Annotated in this window: 13 protein-coding genes and 1 pseudogene; 6 read left to right on the top strand and 8 right to left on the bottom strand. The window is 75.1% G+C overall.

Features of this window, described 5'->3' with window-relative positions; genetic code table 11:
- Positions 1-31: 31 nt before the first annotated feature.
- Both OYE22_RS27200 and thpD read left to right on the top strand, forming a co-directional pair.
- A complete protein-coding gene (locus OYE22_RS27200) occupies positions 32-436 on the top strand; it encodes an ectoine synthase (protein ID WP_176161001.1) in 405 nt (134 codons plus the stop codon).
- 91 nt (positions 437-527) lie between these two features.
- A complete protein-coding gene (thpD, locus tag OYE22_RS27195) occupies positions 528-1,439 on the top strand; it encodes an ectoine hydroxylase (protein ID WP_277322853.1) in 912 nt (303 codons plus the stop codon).
- 98 nt (positions 1,440-1,537) lie between these two features.
- On the opposite strand, the gene OYE22_RS27190 is transcribed toward thpD, so the two are convergent.
- The 3 genes from OYE22_RS27190 to OYE22_RS27180 all read right to left on the bottom strand — a co-directional run bounded on the left by OYE22_RS27190 (position 1,538) and on the right by OYE22_RS27180 (position 5,316).
- The gene (locus OYE22_RS27190) at positions 1,538-2,599 is read right to left on the bottom strand and encodes an aminotransferase class V-fold PLP-dependent enzyme (RefSeq protein ID WP_277322852.1); all 1,062 of its coding nucleotides are present in this window, start codon (positions 2,597-2,599) and stop codon (positions 1,538-1,540) included.
- 161 nt (positions 2,600-2,760) lie between these two features.
- On the bottom strand, positions 2,761-4,401 hold the full coding sequence (locus OYE22_RS27185; protein ID WP_277322851.1) for an aldehyde dehydrogenase family protein: 1,641 nt from the start codon (positions 4,399-4,401) through the stop codon (positions 2,761-2,763).
- A 279-nt stretch (positions 4,402-4,680) separates the two neighbouring features.
- Positions 4,681-5,316: a TetR/AcrR family transcriptional regulator gene (locus tag OYE22_RS27180; RefSeq protein WP_277322850.1), complete on the bottom strand. Its 636-nt coding sequence runs from the start codon at positions 5,314-5,316 to the stop codon at positions 4,681-4,683.
- Between the two features lie 158 nt (positions 5,317-5,474).
- On the opposite strand from OYE22_RS27180, the gene OYE22_RS27175 reads away from it, so the two are divergent.
- Positions 5,475-6,473, top strand: coding sequence for a DMT family transporter (locus OYE22_RS27175; protein WP_277322849.1), 999 nt, complete (start codon positions 5,475-5,477; stop codon positions 6,471-6,473).
- On the opposite strand, the gene OYE22_RS27170 is transcribed toward OYE22_RS27175, so the two are convergent.
- The gene (locus OYE22_RS27170) at positions 6,421-6,840 is read right to left on the bottom strand and encodes a pyridoxamine 5'-phosphate oxidase family protein (protein WP_277322848.1); all 420 of its coding nucleotides are present in this window, start codon (positions 6,838-6,840) and stop codon (positions 6,421-6,423) included. The two genes, OYE22_RS27175 and OYE22_RS27170, sit on opposite strands and share 53 nt — an antisense overlap.
- Positions 6,841-7,147: 307 nt before the next feature.
- On the opposite strand from OYE22_RS27170, the pseudogene OYE22_RS27165 reads away from it, so the two are divergent.
- Positions 7,148-8,408, top strand: a pseudogene (locus tag OYE22_RS27165) (TerD family protein).
- A gap of 286 nt (positions 8,409-8,694) precedes the next feature.
- Entirely contained in the window at positions 8,695-8,874 is a 180-nt protein-coding gene (locus tag OYE22_RS27160) for a hypothetical protein (protein ID WP_277322847.1), read from the top strand.
- A 278-nt stretch (positions 8,875-9,152) separates the two neighbouring features.
- Here the strand turns inward: OYE22_RS27160 and OYE22_RS27155 are convergent, their stop codons facing one another.
- The 3 genes from OYE22_RS27155 to OYE22_RS27145 form a co-directional block, all read right to left on the bottom strand.
- Positions 9,153-10,229 carry an MsnO8 family LLM class oxidoreductase gene (locus tag OYE22_RS27155; protein ID WP_277322846.1) on the bottom strand — a complete coding sequence of 359 codons (1,077 nt, stop codon included), beginning with the start codon at positions 10,227-10,229 and terminating at the stop codon, positions 9,153-9,155.
- 157 nt (positions 10,230-10,386) lie between these two features.
- On the bottom strand, positions 10,387-11,898 hold the full coding sequence (locus tag OYE22_RS27150) for an alkaline phosphatase PhoX (RefSeq protein ID WP_277322845.1): 1,512 nt from the start codon (positions 11,896-11,898) through the stop codon (positions 10,387-10,389).
- 182 nt (positions 11,899-12,080) lie between these two features.
- A complete protein-coding gene (locus tag OYE22_RS27145) occupies positions 12,081-13,619 on the bottom strand; it encodes a hypothetical protein (protein WP_277324342.1) in 1,539 nt (512 codons plus the stop codon).
- A 377-nt stretch (positions 13,620-13,996) separates the two neighbouring features.
- On the opposite strand from OYE22_RS27145, the gene OYE22_RS27140 reads away from it, so the two are divergent.
- Positions 13,997-15,868 (top strand): endonuclease/exonuclease/phosphatase family protein, encoded by a 1,872-nt coding sequence (locus OYE22_RS27140; RefSeq protein WP_277322844.1) that lies wholly within the window; start codon positions 13,997-13,999, stop codon positions 15,866-15,868.
- A gap of 131 nt (positions 15,869-15,999) precedes the next feature.
- On the opposite strand, the gene dapD is transcribed toward OYE22_RS27140, so the two are convergent.
- Entirely contained in the window at positions 16,000-16,992 is a 993-nt protein-coding gene (gene dapD, locus OYE22_RS27135; protein WP_277322843.1) for a 2,3,4,5-tetrahydropyridine-2,6-dicarboxylate N-succinyltransferase, read from the bottom strand.
- Between the last annotated feature and the right edge of the window lie 32 nt (positions 16,993-17,024).

Here is a 17,024-nt window from a genome sequence, read left to right as displayed (position 1 = left end):
CGGGCACGCGAGAGAAAGGCATCAACCCACCGTGATCGTCCGTTCGTTCAAGGACATCGAGGGCACCGACCGGCACGTGAAGGCCGCGTCAGGCACCTGGGAGAGCAAGCGCATCGTGCTCGCCAAGGAGCGCGTCGGTTTCTCCCTGCACGAGACCATCCTCTACGCCGGCACCGAGACGTCGATGTGGTACGCCAACCACATCGAGGCCGTGCTGTGCGTGGAGGGCGAGGCCGAGCTCACCAACGACGAGACCGGCGAGAAGCACTGGATCACGCCCGGCACGATGTACCTGCTGGACGGCCACGAGAAGCACACGATGCGGCCGAAGACCGACTTCCGCTGCGTGTGCGTGTTCAACCCGCCGGTCACCGGCCGCGAGGACCACGACGAGAACGGCGTGTACCCGCTGCTGACGGAGCCCGCGGACGCCTGAGCCGCGGGCGGCGACCGGCCGTCCGCCGGCCACCTGCCGGTGCTGCGGCCCGCCACGTACGGACCGTACGAGAGGAGAGGAAGGCAACACCATGACCACCGCACCCGAGCGCATCGCCGACCTGTACCCGACCCGTGGGACCACCGAGGTGACCACCCCGCGGCAGGACCCGGTGGTGTGGGCGATGCCGGATGGCGAATGGGCGCAGGGCCCCATCGACCACGCGGACCTGATGGGCTACGAGCGTGACGGCTTCCTGACGGTGGATCAGTTGATCACACCGGACGAGGTGGCCACCTACCGCGCCGAACTCGACCGGCTCGTCTCGGACCCCGCGATCAGGGCCGACGAGCGCTCGATCATCGAGCCCAAGTCCCAGGACGTGCGGTCGGTGTTCGAGGTGCACAAGATCAGCGAGGTGTTCGCCAAGCTGGTCAGCGACCCGCGCGTGGTCGGCCGGGCGCGGCAGATCCTCGGGTCCGAGGTCTACGTCCACCAGAGCCGGATCAACGTCAAGCCCGGCTTCGGCGCCTCCGGCTTCTACTGGCACTCGGACTTCGAGACCTGGCACGCCGAGGACGGGCTGCCCAACATGCGGACGGTGTCCGTCTCGATCGCCCTGACCGAGAACTACGACACCAACGGCGGCCTGATGATCATGCCCGGGTCGCACAAGACGTTCCTCGGCTGCGCCGGTGCGACGCCGAAGGACAACTACAAGAAGTCGCTCCAGATGCAGGACGCCGGCACGCCGTCGGACGAGGCGCTGACCAAGCTCGCCGACGCGCACGGCATCCGCCTGTTCACCGGCAAGGCCGGCGCGGCGACCTGGTTCGACTGCAACTGCATGCACGGCAGCGGGGACAACATCACCCCGTACCCGCGCAGCAACGTGTTCATCGTCTTCAACAGCATGGACAACCCGGCGACCGACCCGTTCGCCGCCCCGGTGCCGCGCCCCGAGTTCATCGGCGCGCGTCCACCGTTCACGCCGGTGAGCTGAGGCACCGGCGACAGCGCCGCGGGGCGGCGGTGGCCTTGGGCCACCGCCGCCCCGCGGCGCGTTGTGCGGCTCGTCGCTCGGCCCTGGGCCGTGGCGCCTCAGCCGCCGAGCACGTCCAGCGCCCGGTCCACGTCCGCGTCGGTGTTGTACAGGTGGAACGCCGCCCGCAGGAAGCCGTTGCGGCTGGAGACCATCACGTCGGCCGCGGCCAGCCGCTCCGCCGCGTGCCCGAGCCCCGGCACCGCGACGATCGCCGAACCCGGGGCCTCCACCGGCTCGTGCCCGAGCCGCGCGAGCCCGGCGCGGAAGCGGTCGGCGAGCGCGGCGTTGTGCGCGCCGATGCGCTGCGGGCCGAGCCGCTCGATCAGCGCGAGCGTGTGCCGGGCCGCGCTGTACGCCAGCAGGCTGGGACTCTCGTCGAAGCGCCGCGCTGACCGCGCGAGCTGGGTGACCGGCCCGTAGCAGGAGTCGTACGGCACCTCGCCGGCGACCCAGCCCGCGAAGACCGGCGTGATGTCGGACCGGTCGTCGGGGGTGACCAGGAAGGCCGCGCCGCGCGGCGCCATCAGCCACTTGTAGCCCACCGTCGCCAGGAAGTCGAAGTCGTCGGCGCGCAGCGGCAGCCAGCCCACGGCCTGGCTGGCGTCGACGAACGTCCGCGCACCGTGCGCGCGGGCCGCGTCGCGGATCGCGGCGAGGTCGGCGATCCGCCCGTCCGCCGACTGCACGGCGCTCACGGCGACCAACGCGGTGCCGGGCCGCACCGCGTCCGCCAGCTCCGGCAGCGGAACGCTGCGCAGCTTGAGGTCGCCGCGCACGGCGAACGGGTTGACCAGCGAGCTGAAGTCGTCGTCCGCGACGAGCACTTCCGCGCCCGTGGGCAGCGCGCTGGCCAGCAGCCCGGCGTACACCGCGACCGAGGCGCCGGCCGCCACCCGCGAGGCGTCGACCCCGACCAGCCGGGCGAACAGTTCGCGGGCCTCCTGGACCGCCTCGAAACCCTCGCGGACGTAGGGCCGTCCGACGCTGTACTCGGCGATGGCGGTGCGTACGGCGTCGGCGGCGTCCCGGGGCAGGACGCCCAGGGAGGCGGTGTTGAGGTAGGTGGTCTCCGCCGCGAACTGCTCGCGGACCGTGCGATCCGTTGCCAGGCTCTCCATGACCTCACTATGCGGGGCGTGCGCCTGGCGCGTCCATGCCGCGTCGCCACTCCCCCACCACGCCATACGCGCCGGTGGCCGGCGCGCGACGCGCTCCCGCGCGCCGTCTCGTGAGTCGTCTCGCGAGTCGTCTCGGGAGCGTGAGGGGCGGGCCGTCGCGGTCAGGCGCGCGGCTCGAAGCGCCCGTCCACGCGCCGGGGCAGGCCCAGCGGGTTGTCCGGGCGCAGCTCGGGCGGGAGCAGCGCGGGCGGGGTGTCCTGGTAGACGACCGGGCGCAGCCAGCGGTCGATGGCCCGGGTGCCCACCGACGTGGTGGTGGAGGTGGTGGCCGGGTACGGGCCGCCGTGGTGCTGGGCCGGCGCGACGGCCACGCCGGTGGGCCAGCCGTTGACCAGCAGCCGTCCGGCGAGCGGGGTGAGCTGTTCGAGCAGCCGGGCCGCCCGACGCCGCGCCTGTCCCGGCTCCCCCGCCGCCTGGGCCCCGTCCGCCTCGTCGGCCCCGCACTCGGCGGCGCTGAGCTGCGCGGTGGCGGTGAGGTTCCCCGGCAGACGCCGCAGCACCGCGCCGATCTCGTCCTCCCGCGCGTAGCGGGCGACGACGGTGACCGGGCCGAAGCACTCCTCAAGCAGCAGGTCGTACGGGCCTTCGGCGGCCAGGTGGGCGGCGGGCACGGTGAGCACCCCCGCGCGTACCGAGCCGTCTGGAGCTTCCGGCCCCGGGTTCCCGGCGCCCTCGCCCGGCTCCCCGGCGCGCACGCCGGGCAGCGCGGCGCGCACGCCGGGCAGCGCGGCGCGCACGCCGGGCAGCGCGGCGCGCTCCCGCACGCCCGCCACGAACGCCTCCCGCATCCGGGCGTCCAGCAGCACGCCGGGCGGGGTGGCGCCGACCGCCTCGGTCAGGCTGGCCAGGACCCGGTCGCCGGCCTCGGTCGCCGGGGCGAGCACCAGGCCGGGCTTGACGCAGAACTGGCCGACGCCGAGCGTCATCGAGCCCGCGAGCCCCTCGCCGATCGCCTCCGCCCGCTCCCGCGCCGCCGCCTCGGTGATCACCACCGGGTTGAGGCTGCCGAGTTCGCCGTAGAACGGGATCGGGTGCGGGCGCGCGGCGGCGGCGTCGTACAGCGCCCGGCCGCCGCGCTCGGAGCCGGTGAACCCGGCGGCCCGCACCAGCGGGTGGTTGACGAGGGCGACGCCGGCGTCGAAGCCGTGCACCAGGCCGAGCACCGCCGCGGGCAGGCCGCCGCGCTCGGCCGCGCGGCGCAGCAGGGCGGCGCACAGCTCGGAGGTGGCGGGGTGGTCGGGGTGGGCCTTGACGACGACGGGGCAGCCGGCCGCCAGGGCGCTCGCGGTGTCGCCGCCCGGCACGGAGAAGGCCAGCGGGAAGTTGCTGGCGCCGTAGACGGCGACGACGCCCAGCGGCAGCCTGTAGCGGCGCAGGTCGGGGCGGGGCGGGGTGAGTTCGGCGGCGGCGTGGTCGATGGTCACGTCGAGGTACTCGCCCTCGTCCACCACGTCCGCGAAGGCGCGCAACTGGTATGCCGTACGGGCGAGTTCGCCGGTCAGCCGGCCGGGGCCGAGCGCGGTCTCCGCGTCGGCGACGGCCACCACGGCCTCGGCCTCCTCCTCAAGGAGCGCCGCGGCGGCGCGCAGGAAGTGGACGCGGGTCGCCCGGTCGGCGAGGGCCGCGCTGGCCGCGTGGGCGGCGCTCACCGCCCGGTCCACGGCGGCGGCGTCGGACTCGGTGGCCGCCTGCTCGCGCCGCTGCCCGGTGCGCGGGTCGAGGCTCCACACTGGTACCGGCACGGCGGGCCCCCTCCCTCGTGCGCGTGCGCCCCACCGGGGCTGCTCCCGCTCCGTTGTCCGCCCACCGTGACGGCGAATCACCGGGGACTCTAGGGCCGCCGTTTCCGAGGGGTCAAGGGTGCCGGTCGGCGGCCGGCGCGGGTGAGGCCCGGGCCAAGTCGGCCGCGCGGACCGCGGAGTTACCGGGTCACGGGTTCACCCGGCCGTGCCCGTCGTGCCCGCCGCCGGCCACGCCGCGAGGTACGCCCCGGGTCACGCCGCCGCGAGGCACGCCCCGGGTCACGCCGCCGGCAGGCCGCGCCGGGCCAGGGCCCGTACCGCCAGCCGGCGCGCCAGCGCCACCGGCTCCGTCACGGTGCCCAGGCCACCGAGCACCATGGCCCCCTCGTGCAGCAGCGCGAGTTCGTCGGCGAGGTCGTCCGGGTCGCTCGCGGACGTGGCGCGGCACAGTTCGCGCAGGTGGTCGCGGAACCACCGCTTCTGCTCGATGATCACCAGGCGCCCCGGGTGGGCGGGGTCGGGCAGCTCCGCGGCGGCGTTGACGAAGCCGCAGCCGCGCGGGTTCTCGCGGCGCGTCCACACCTCCAGCGCGTCGAAGGTGGCCAGCACCCGGGCGGTGGCGGCGGCGCCCGGGTCGGGCCCGGCCGCCCGCGCCGCCTCGTCGAGGCGGGCCGACAGCCAGCGGCGCCAGCGCTCGTCGCGCTCCCGCAGGTACGCGGCGACCAGCGCCTCCTTGGAGCCGAACCGGTCGTAGAGCGTCTTCTTGGTGACCTCGGCCCGCTGGGCGATGAGGTCGACGCCGACCGCGTTGATGCCGCGCTCGTAGAACAGTTCGGCCGCCGCGTCGAGCACCCGCCGCGCCCCGGGTGTCAGCGCGGTGCGCCCCGCCGCCGCTCCCGTGGCCCCAGAGCCCATCGCGCTCGCCTCCCGCTCTTCGCGTCCGCGGCGCGTTCGCCACTTGACGGTAAACCGATCTGTTTAGTGTAGTGGGAGACCCAGGTAGACCGATCGGTTTACCTCCGCACGTCGGGTGCGCCGCCGGCGTGCGCCCGTGACCGACGAGGGGAACTCCCATGCCCACATCCAGCGCGATCGGTTCGGCGGCCCTGGCCAGTGGCCTGGTGGTGATGTGGAGTTCCGGCTTCGTCGGGGCCGAGTTAGGGACCCGGCACGCCCCCGTGGACACCCTGCTGATGTGGCGGTTCACCGTCGCCGCCGCGCTGCTCGGCGCGGCCTGGCTGGCGCTGCGCCGCAGGCGGCTGCCCGCCCGCGCGGTGGCCGAGCAGGCGCTGATCGGCGTGCTCTCGCAGGGCTGCTACGTCGGCCCCATCGTGTGGGCCGTCGGGCTCGGCGTGCCGTCGGGCACCTGCGCGCTCATCGCGGCCCTGCAACCGCTGGCCGCGGGCGCGCTGGCCGGCCGGCTCCTCGGCGAGCGGGTCACCGCGCGGCAGTGGTGGGGGCTCGGCGTCGGGCTGGTCGGCGTCGCGCTGGTGGTGCGCGGCGACCTGTCCGGCGCGACGGCCCCGGCGTGGGCGTACGCGCTGCCCTTCGCCGGCATGGCGGGGCTGCTCGCCGCGAGCTTCCTCGAACGCCGGGCCCGCGCGCCGCTCTCGCCCGTCGACGCCCTGCCCCTGCACTGCGCGACCAGCGCGCTGCTGTTCTCCGCCGTGGCCGGCGGCGCCGGCCACGCCGACGCGCCCACCGCGGGCACCTTCTGGGTGGCCGTCGGCTGGGTCGTCCTCCTGTCCACGCTGGGCGGCTACGGCTGCTACTGGCTGAGCCTGCGCCGCGACGGCATCACCCGCACCAGCGCGCTCATCTACCTCACCCCGCCGACGACGGCGCTGTGGACGTACGCGATGTGGGGCGCGCGGCCGGCCGCGCTCGGCCTGGTGGGCATGGCGGTCTGCGTGGCCGGCGTCGCGGCCGCCACGCTCGGCGGCCGACCCCGCCCGGCGCCTACCGAGGCCACCACCACCGCCGAGTCCGGTCAGCCCGAAGACAGCGATGCCGCGCCGGTCATGTCCCCGGATCGGCCGACAGCCACCGCTCGACGCGCAACCGGAAGTTGACCAGGTCCGTCGTGCCGGCCACCATCCCCGCCACGTAGTCGTCGACCCGCTCGGCGGGCAGGTAGCGGGCGGAGAGCGCGCGCAGCTCCGCCTCCGTCGCGGACTCCACGGCGACCACCGGCCCCTCCACCGCGACGTACCGGTACGCCGGCTCCGTCCGCTGCACCAGGAGCGAGAACCGGCCCGCCGCCGCTATCAGCCGCGCCTTGCGCGAGCCGCGCTCGGTCATGACCAGCACGTCGCCGCCCGGCTCGTACGCGTACCACACGGGCACGGTCAACGGCGCGCGGCCGGCGTCGGCGACGGCCAGAGCCGCCACGTGCGGCTCGGCGAGAAAACCCTGACGCTCCGACAGGGACAGGGGCATCCGCGTCCTCCTCGCGTGCGCGGCACCGGCGGGCGCCGGTGCCGGGAGCGCGCCACGGGTGCGCGGCGCTGCCGGCGGTGCGCCCGGCCTGGCGGTTCGCGGGCCGGCACGCACACCGAGGCCAGCGCACCGCCCCGCGCGACTATTTCCCCGCCCGGCCGGCGAGGGCGAAAACGAGACAGCCGCCGCGCCCGGCGGGCCGCGCCGCCCCGGCCGGCGGCGACCACCGCCCGGCGCCCGCGTTCCCGGTCCTGACCGGGTGCGCTGGTCAAGGAACCGTAAAGCGGGCCCGGTCGTTACCCGGGGCATGACCGCTATGACACCCGGCTCGAATCTCCCTCTCTCCGTCCCGCGCGTGACGGTGGACGTCACCGCTCCGGCGCGGCTCGACGTGTCGGGCCTGCTGCTCACCGCCAACGGCAAGGTGCGCTCCGACGACGACTTCGTCTTCTACAACCAGCCCACCGGGCCCGGCGTGAGCCACCGCGCGGCGGCGGGCGGCACCGGCGACTCGATCACCGTGGACACCACGGCCGTCCCCGCCGACATCGAGAAGATCGTGGTGACGGCCAGCCTGGACGCCCCCGGCGCGACCTTCGCCGGCACGGAGCCGACGGCCACGGTTCGCGGCGCCGACGACGGCTCGGTCATCGCGACCTTCAGGCCGCCGCAGCTCGGCGCGGAGACGGCGCTGGTCGTCGTCGAGGTCTACCGGCGTGCGGGCGCCTGGAAGGTCCGCGCGGTCGGCCAGGGGTACGCGAACGGCCTCGCGGGCATCGCCACCGACTTCGGCGTCAGCGTGGAGGAGCCGGCGGCCCCCGCCCCGCAGCCCGCCGCCCCCGTGGCCCCGGCTCCGCCCGCAGCCCCGGCCGCCACCGGCTTCCCGGTCGCGCCCCCGCCCCGCCGGCGCCGCCGGCCGCCCCCAGGCGCAGGTGCCGCCCGCGCCGCACACGGCCCCCGCCGCGCCCCCGCAGCCGCCCGCCGGCAGTGGGAAGGTCAACCTCGACAAGGGCCGGGTCAGCCTGCAGAAGAACCAGACGGTCTCGCTGGTCAAGGGCGGTCGCCCGCTGTTGACCTCGGTGAAGATGGGCCTCGGCTGGGAGCCCGCGTTCCGCGGCAAGGACATCGACCTGGACGCGTCCGTCATCGCGTACGGCGCCAACCGCAAGAAGATCGACGCCTGCTTCTTCGGCAAGCTCTCCATCCTGAACCGCGTGATCCAGCATTCGGGCGACAACCTGACCGGCGAGGGCGGCGGCGACGACGAGGTCATCACGGTCCACCTGGGCGACCTGCCGCCGGAGGTGACCGGGCTTGTGTTCACGGTCAACTCCTTCACCGGCCAGAAGTTCACCGACGTCGCCAAGGCGTACTGCCGGCTGATCGACGCCGGCACCGGCGAGGAGCTGGTCCGGTTCGACCTCACCAACGCCGAGCCGCGCACGGGCGTGCTGATGGCCAAGATGATCCGCCAGTTCAGCGGCGAGTGGGAGATGACGGCGCTGGGCGAGTACGTGGACGCGCGCACCGTCCGCGGTATGGCCAAGCCCGGCGGCGCCGCGCTCTGACGGCCCGCCCCCACGGCCCGCGCCGCCGACCCCCGCCCCGGTTCCGGGCGCGGGGGCGGCCGGTCGTGGCGCCCCGGCGTGGGGACACCCCCGGCCGGGCCCGGCCCGCTGACACCGCTGGCGGGCGACCCTCGAACGTGGACATGGACACGGCGCGTGGCGCTGAGCGTGGCGCGTGCGGCGCGCGGTGCGTACGGGGCGCGCGCGGCGGTCAGCTCATGTGGCCGTCGCCTGCGCGACACCCGCCGTGAGCCCGTTGTCAGTGCCCGGCCCTAAGGTGATGTGCATGGTTCCCACCAACCCTCCGTCTACCGGCCCCCGTTCGCCCGCCGCCCTCGCCAACGAAGCCATCCGGGCGTACGTGGCGGGCAAGCGATCCTGGTCCCCCGCGGAACTGCGGGAGCTGGACCGGCTGCGCGCGGTGTGGTGGCAGGCGATACGCGAAGAGGTCGTCAAGGCGGCCTGAGCCCCGCCACCCGGGCCCCGGCCCCGCCGCGTGTCACCGCCCACCCCGCCGGCCGCCCGCGTTCCGCCCGACCGCCGTCACACCCGCCGGCCGCGCCGGGCCACCCCGACAGGCGGGCACCCTCCGGCCAGGCGAGCCCAGCCGGGACAGCCCGGGCCGGCTCCGTCAGGCCGGCGCCGGGCCGGCTCGGCAAGAACAGCTCGGCCCGGCCGGCTCCGACGGGCGGCGCTCGCCTCCGCCTTCCGTCCCCGGCGCGGTCCACGCCCGCCGGGGTTCGCTCAGTGCGCGCCGGCCAACGCGGCCGAGCCGCGTGGCGGTCCCGCCGCGTCCCCCCGCGTCCCCGGCGTGGCGGACAGCCGGGCGATGCGGGCCAGCCGGCGGTAGGAGTCGAGCATCCCCGCCCGGTCGTACGTGCTCGTGGTCACCAGTATCTCGTCGGCGCCGCTGCGCTCGATGAGGGCGTCCAGGGCCACGGTCACCTCCTGCTCGGTGCCGTGGATGTGGCCGCGCATCGACTCCTCGTATCGCTCCCGCTCGCGCGGCGACATGGTCCGTGCCTCGATCTCCTCCGCCGGCTCCAGCGGCGGGAACACCCCGTGGGTGCGCGAGTAGGCGCTCGACCACGCCTCGGGCACCAGCAGCCGGCGGGCCCGCTCGGTGGTCTCGGCGACCGCGACGGTCCCGGCCACCACCACGTACGGGCGCGTCGCCTGCGCGGAGGGGCGGAAGGCGGCCCGATAGCGCTCGATGGCCTCCAGCATCCGGTCCTCACCCACCACGGCGGCGATCACCAGCGGCAGCCCGGCCTCGGCGGCCACCGTCGCACCCGCGCCGGTGGCCAGCACGAACGCGGGCACGTGCAGGCCCTCCGCCGGCCGCGCGTGCACCTGCGGGTGCACCTGCTGCCGCCCGGTGAAGTACCCGAGCAGCTCCGCCAACTGGGCCCCGAAGTCGCCGGCCGCCTCCTTGTCCCGGCCGAGCGCGCGCCGGATGCCGTTGGTGAAGCCGACGGAGCGGCCGAGCCCCATGTCGATCCGGTCCGGGTAGAGCGCCGCCAGCACCCCGAACTGCTCAGCGACCACCAGTGGCTGGTGGTTGGGCAGCATCACGCCGCCGGTGCCGACGCGCACGCGGTCGGTCGCCGCGGCCGCGGCGGCGGCCAGCACGGTCGGCGCCGAGCCCGCCACCCCGGGCACGCTGTGGTGCTCGGAAACCCAGAACCGGTGGTAGCCGAGTTCCTCGGCGAGGCGGGCGAAGGCGACGGTGTCGCGCAGCGCCTCGCCCTCCGCCCGGCCCTGCCGGGTGCGGGAGCGGTCGAGGACGGAGAACGGGATGCTCGTCACGCGTGAGGTCACATGGGTGTCAACGCCCTACGCCGGCCAGGATTCCCCCACCCCCGCCCCGGGCCACCTGAAGCCGCCGGTCACACGGGCGGCGCCCCCCACGACAGCGCCCGCCCGGGCGCACGGGGCGCCGGGCGGGCGGGGCCGGAGATGAGGTGCCGGCGAGGGCTTAGCTGTTCTGCTCCTGCGCACGGCCGTGGCCGTGGCCGTGCGGCCGGTGGGGCTGGCGCCGCCACGGGCCGGTGATCGCGAGCATGATGCCCGGCACCTGGATGTTCGCGTACAGGGTGTCCCCGTCGGGTGAGAAGACCACGCCGGTGAACTCGCTGTACGAGGGCTTCTGGGCGGTGCCGATGTTCAGCTCGTTGCGGGCGATCGGGTAGGTCTCGCCCCGGTCCGTCGCCCCGAACAGGTGCTGAACGCCGTCACCGTCCTCGGCGATGATCAGGCCGCCGTACGGGGAGACGGTGATGTTGTCCGGGCCGTCGAAGGCACCGTCCTTGTCCGGGTCCTGGTTCACGCCGAGCAGCACCTTCAGGGTGAGCGTGCGGCGGCGCGGGTTGTAGAACCAGACCTGGCCGTCGTGCGCGACCGGGCTCTCGTCGCGGGCGAAGGAGGCCACGATGTACGCCCCGCCGTCGGCCCACCACATGCCCTCCAGCTTGCGCGCCCGCGTGACCTGGTGGTCCTGGAACTGCTGGCGCACCGGAACCTCCCGGGCGTCGCGGTCGGGCACGTCGATCCAGTCCACGCCGTAGACGGTGCCCACCTTCCGCGCCCGCGAGAGGTCGTCCACGAACCGGCCGCCCGAGTCGTAGCACTGCGGGGCCTGCAGCACGCCCGCGTCGTCGGCGAGGTGGCGCAGCGCGCGGCGCCCGGGCGTGAAGCCGCGCGGCGGGACCCAGCGGTAGAACAGGCCGTTGGGCTCGTCGGCGTCCTCGGTCAGGTAGAAGTGGCCGCGCCGGGGGTCGACCACGACCGCCTCGTGCGCGTACCGGCCAAGGGCCTTGATCGGCTTCGGGCCCCGCTGGGCGTGCGCGCCCTCCGCCTCCGCGCGGTGGCCGCGCGGCCGCTCGTGCGGGTCGACCTCGAACACGTAGCCGTGGTCCTTGGTCATGCCGTTCTCGCCGGCCTTGTCCTCGGTCTCCTCGCACGTCAGCCAGGTGCCCCAGGGCGTGCGACCGCCCGCGCAGTTGGTGGCGGTGCCCGCGATGCCCACCCACTCGCTGACGTGGTCACCGTGCCGGGAGACCTCGACGACGGTGCAGCCGCCGGAGGCCGCCGGGTCGTAGACCAGGCCCTCCACCAGCGGCACCGGGTGCGCCCACTTCGACCGGGGGCCGCTCAGCTCGTGGTTGTTGACCAGCAGCGTCGACCCCCGCGGGCCCTCGAAGGTGGCGGTGCCGTCGTGGTTGGACGGGGTGGACTCGCCCGACTCCAGCGTGGTCTCACCGCTGCGGGTGATCACCCGGTAGGAGAAGCCGGCGGGCAGCGCGAGCAGGCCCTTGGGGTCGGGGACGAGCGGCCCGTAGCCGAGCGAGGGCCGGTGCCCCCGCTCGCCCGCGCCCTCCGCCGCGAGGGCCCCGGGGGCGGTGGCGAGCACATCGACCGTGCCGACCAGCGCGACACCGGCCCCGGTGTACGCGGACTGCTTCGCGAAATCCCTGCGAGTAAGCGGCATCTTCATCTCCTGGTGGCCGGAACTGTCCGCCTGACGTGCCGCGGTCAGGCTGCCGCGCCCGGCCGAACACCAGTTGAACGCGGTGCGACATCAGGAGGACCGGTTGGCCGTGCCGTACGCCTGGATCGTCCCGCCCGGGGCGCGGCCGAACGGCCGGCCCCCGCGCTCGCCCGCGCGCCGGCTCAGTGTCGCGAGCGGGCCTTGAACGCGGCCTTGCGCGCCTCCTTGGCGGTCTTCTTGTCCGGGTGCAGCCGGCCCATCGCCTCCAGGACCTCCGCCGTCGCCGGGTGCTCGACGCGCCACACCGAGTCGAAGAAGCCGGCGCTGCGGTCCACCAGACCCTGCACCAGCTCCCGCAGCTCCTCCGAGTCGCCACCGGCCGCCAGTTGCGCCGCGATGGTGTCCACGGTCAGCCAGAAGACCATCTCCTCCGACGGCTCGGGCACCTGGTCCACGCCGTGCTCGGCGAGCCACACGCGGGCGAGCCCGCCCAGCTGCCGGTCGCCGAGTACCGCGCGCAGCGCCGACTCCGCCTCCGGGCCGACCAGGGTCAGCGTCTGCTGGCAGGTCAGGCGGCGCAGCGGCGCCTCGGGGTCGTCGCCACGGGCCGCCGCGAGCAGTTCGGCCGCGGCGTCGGTCGCCGTGCGCCCGGACAGCCACTGCTCGACCTCGGCCCGGGCGGCGGCGTCCGGGAAGCCGGGCAGGGCGGCGAGCAGCGTGTGCGCGTCGGCGGGCGCCAACTCGCCGACGACGGGGGCGTCCACGCCGGCCTCCAGCATCCGCGAGCGCACCGCGTACAGGCCGAGCGGTGTGAGCCTGACCATGCCGTAGCGGGCGACGTCCTCCTCGTCGACCTCGGCCTCGGCGATGCCGCGCTCGGGCTCGGAGACCCGGCCCTCGCCGTCCGCCTCCTCGATCAGCTCCTCGTCGACCGGCCGGTAGTCCACGATGCCGGTGGGCGCGAGCATGCGGAACTGCTCGTCCAGCCGCATCATCGCGTCGGAGACCTCTTCGAGGACGGCGTCGGTCGGCTCGTCCATGTCGTCCGGGACGATCATGGAGGCGGCGAGCGCGGGCAGCGGCACCGCGCGGTCGGTGGTCTCCTCGTCCAGCGCGGTCAGCAGGTAGAGGTTGCCCAGCACGCCGTCGAGGAAGTCGGCCTCCTCCTCCGGGTTCCAGTCGAGCCCGTCGAGGTCGAGCTCGTCGCCCTCGCTCAACTGGTCGATGATGTCGGCCAGGTCGGGGGCCGCCGCGTCCGCCAGGACCGTCTCAAGCCCGTTCAGCCACAGCTCCAGCACCTCCTGCGGGGCGCCGCCGGCGAAGCGGGGCAGCTCCTCGCCGGGGCGCGCGGTGCCGGCCGGTTCGGAGGCGTCGACGCCGGGGGCGAGCGGCGTGCCGTCGGCCGGGGCGCCGTCGGCTTCGGCCGCCCCGGCTGCGTCTTCGGGGCCTTCCACCTCGACGAGCCCGATGTCCAGGGCGAGCTGCCACGCCTCGGCGGCGTAGCCGGGGCCGTCCTCGTCGTCGTCGAGGCCCAGCTCCTTGACCGCTTCCCGCAACTCGTCGGCCAGGAGCTCGCCGCCCGCCCCCACCGGCTTGTGCGGATCGGCCCAGCGGGCGAGCCGCACCGCGCGGACGAACAGCGGTGCGCTCAGCGCGTCCCGCGCGAGCTCTGCCTCGGTGTGCAGCACGACCGGCGGCATGGTGGGGCGGTCTTCGGGCATCTGCTGGGTCATCTCCTCGGGGGTCGCGGCCGTACGAATCGCGTGACGGCACGGTGTCCCAGCGTAGACGGATTCGCGGGGGGTCATCCGGTTCACGTATCCGTCAGCCGCCGTCCATCCGGCGAGCCTTGACAACACCCTGACGCGCGCACGAGATTGACGCGCGTAGAGAGGTCGGACACTCCCGCGCGCCCGTCCACGGGCACCGCGTCCCGGGCGCCCGGCCGCCCCGGCGGGCCGCCGCCGCGCCCACCACCCGCGACACGTTCCGCCCGTCCCCTCGCGCGTGAGGCCCACAGTCCCGCGCCGACCCACCCGTACCACCCGGCACGCAGCGTCCGCTGTCGCCGCCACTCCCGCTTCCCGAAAGGCCCGCCATGTCGTCGCTGTCCCCCTCGTCGCCGCCTCCGGTCCCGCTCCGGGCCTCCCGCGCCCGGCGCCGCTCCGCGGCCGTCACGGCCGTCGTCGCGGCGGCGCTCGCCGCCGGGCTGCTCGCGGTCCCGCAGTCCGCGTCCGCCGCCGAGATACGCGTGCACGACATCCAGGGCGCCACCCGGCTCTCGCCGCTGGCCGGCAAGGACGTCACCGGCGTACCGGGCGTGGTCACGGCGGTACGCGCCTTCGGCTCGGCGCGCGGCTTCTGGGTCCAGGACCCGAGGCCCGACCGCGACCCGGCCACCAGCGAGGCCGTCTTCGTCTTCACCGGCTCCAGCACGCCGAAGGTGGCCGTCGGCGACGCCGTCGAGGTCTCGGGCACGGTCACCGAGTACTACCCCGGCGGCGCGGACGCGGGGCTCCAGTCGGTGACCGAGCTGACCCGCGCGACGTGGACCGTGCGCGCCTCGGGCCAGCCGCTGCCCGCCGCGTTCACGCTCGACTCGGCCGCCGTTCCCCGGCGTTACGCGCCCACCGCCGGCGAGGGCGAGAGCATCGAGTCACTGCGGCTGCGGCCCGGCCGCTACGCCCTTGACCGGTACGAGTCGCTGGAGGGCATGCGGGTGGCCGTGCGGAACGCCCCCGTCGTCGGGGCGACCAGCGAGCACAAGGAGCTGTGGGTCACCGCCGAGCCGTACCAGGACCGCACCGCGCGCGGCGGCGTGCTCTACGACTCGTACCGGAAGCCCGGCTCGGGCCGGGTCAAGGTCGCCTCGCTCATCCCCTACGCCGAGCGCCCGTTCCCGGTCGCGAACGTGCGCGACCGGCTCGCCGGGGTCACCTCGGGGCCGCTCGACTACGACCAGTTCGGCGGGTACGAGATCCAGGCCACCGAACTCGGCGAGCTGGTGGACGGCGGGCTGCCCCGCGAGCGCACCCGGCCGCAGGGCTCCCGCGAGCTGGCCGTCGCCACGTACAACGTGGAGAACCTGTCGCCGAAGACGCCTCGGGCCAAGTTCGACCGGTTGGCGCAGGGCCTGGTCCGCGACCTGGCCTCGCCCGACATCGTCGCCCTTGAGGAGGTGCAGGACGACAACGGCCCCACCAACGACTCCGTCGTCTCCGCCGACGCGACGCTGCGCCAGCTCACCGAGGCCATCAAGGCGGCGGGCGGGCCCTCCTACTCCTGGCGCCAGATCGACCCCGCCGACGACCAGGACGGCGGCCAGCCCGGCGGCAACATCCGCAACGCGTTCCTCTTCAACCCCGAGCGGGTCTCCTTCACCGACACCGCGGGCGGCGACGCGACCACGCCGGTGCGGGTCATCGACCGCGACGGCGAGCCCGCCCTGTCGGCGTCGCCGGGCCGGATCGACCCGGCGAACGAGGCGTGGCGGGACAGTCGCAAGCCACTGGTCGGCGAGTTCACCTTCCGCGGCCAGCCGGTCTTCGTGGTGGCCAACCACTTCAACTCCAAGGGCGGCGACCAGGGTCTGGACAGCCGGTTCCAGCCGCCCCGGCGCGGCTCGGAGGTGCAGCGGACCGCGCAGGCCAAGGCGGTCAACGCGTTCGTGAAGGACGTGCTGGAGGTCAAGCCCCGGGCGAGCGTGGTGGTCGCGGGCGACATCAACGACTTCCAGTTCTCGCCCGCCCTGGACGCCCTGACCGACGGCGGGGTCCTGACCGACCTGGTGAACAAGCTGCCGAAGCGGGAGCGCTACGGCTACGTCTACAACGGCAACTCGCAGGTCCTGGACCACATCCTGACCAGCAAGGGCGTGCGCCGGGCCGAGTACGACATCGTTCACGTCAACGCGGAGTTCGCCGACCAGGCCAGCGACCACGACCCGCAGGTCGTTCGCATCCGCTACTAGTCAACGTGGCCGTACGGCTCCGCCCCGCCGCTGCCGACGGGCAGGGGCGGGGCGGAGGGGGTTACCGGCCAGGCGGGGGCCGGGCGGCGCTCGGGGCGGCCGGGCGGTCGTCCGGCCGGGGCCGGGGGACGTCAGTTGTGGCTGTGCAGCGCCTCGTTCAGGCCGCCCCAGGAGCCGGAGCGCTGGAGGGCCTCGACGCGTCCGGTGGTGGAGTTGCGCCGGAAGAGCAGGTTGCTCACGCCCGACAGCTCAAGGGCCTTCACGACCTCGCCGTCCGGCAGCGTGACGCGGGTGCCCGCGGTGATGTAGAGGCCGGCCTCCACCACGCAGTCGTCGCCGAGCGCGATGCCGATGCCGGCCTCCGCGCCCAGCAGGCAGCGCTCGCCGATGGAGACGACCTGCTTGCCGCCACCGGAGAGCGTGCCCATGATCGACGCGCCGCCGCCGATGTCGGAGCCGTCGCCGACGACGACGCCCGCGCTGATGCGCCCCTCGACCATCGAGGTGCCGAGCGTGCCCGCGTTGAAGTTGACGAAGCCCTCGTGCATCACGGTGGTGCCGGCCGCCAGGTGGGCGCCGAGCCGCACCCGGTCGGCGTCGCCGATCCGGACCCCGGCGGGCGTCACGTAGTCGGTCATCCGCGGGAACTTGTCCACGCTGGTCACCTGGAGGTGCAGCCCCTCGGCGCGCGCCGCGAGCCGGGCCCGCTCCACCTGGTCCACCGGCACCGGGCCGAGCGAGGTCCAGGCGACGTTGGCCAGGAGGCCGAAGAGGCCGTCCAGGCTGACGCCGTGCGGGCGGACCAGCCGGTGGCTGAGCAGGTGCAGCCGCAGGTACGCGTCGTGCGCGTCCAGGGGCTTGTCGTCGAGCGAGGCGATGACCGTGCGGACGGCCACGACCTCGACGCCGCGGCGGAGGTCGCTGCCGAGCGCGGCGGGCGCCCCGGGGCCGAGGAGTTCGGCGACCCGCTCGTCGTCGGTGATGCGCTCGGTGCCGGCCGGGCCGGGCTCGGCGGACAGGACGGGGGCCGGGAACCAGGTGTCCAGGACGGTCCCGTCCTCGCTCAGGGTGGCGAGCCCGGCGGCGACGGCGCCGGTGGTGCGGTGAGTTGCTGCTTCGGTCATGCTCGAACGCTAACCGGAGCCGCCCCGTCGAG

It is taken from the genome of Streptomyces sp. 71268, from assembly GCF_029392895.1.
GTDB lineage: Bacteria > Actinomycetota > Actinomycetes > Streptomycetales > Streptomycetaceae > Streptomyces.
Note: the sequence above shows the minus strand (reverse complement) of the source record. Positions and strands in the feature narration are given on the sequence as shown.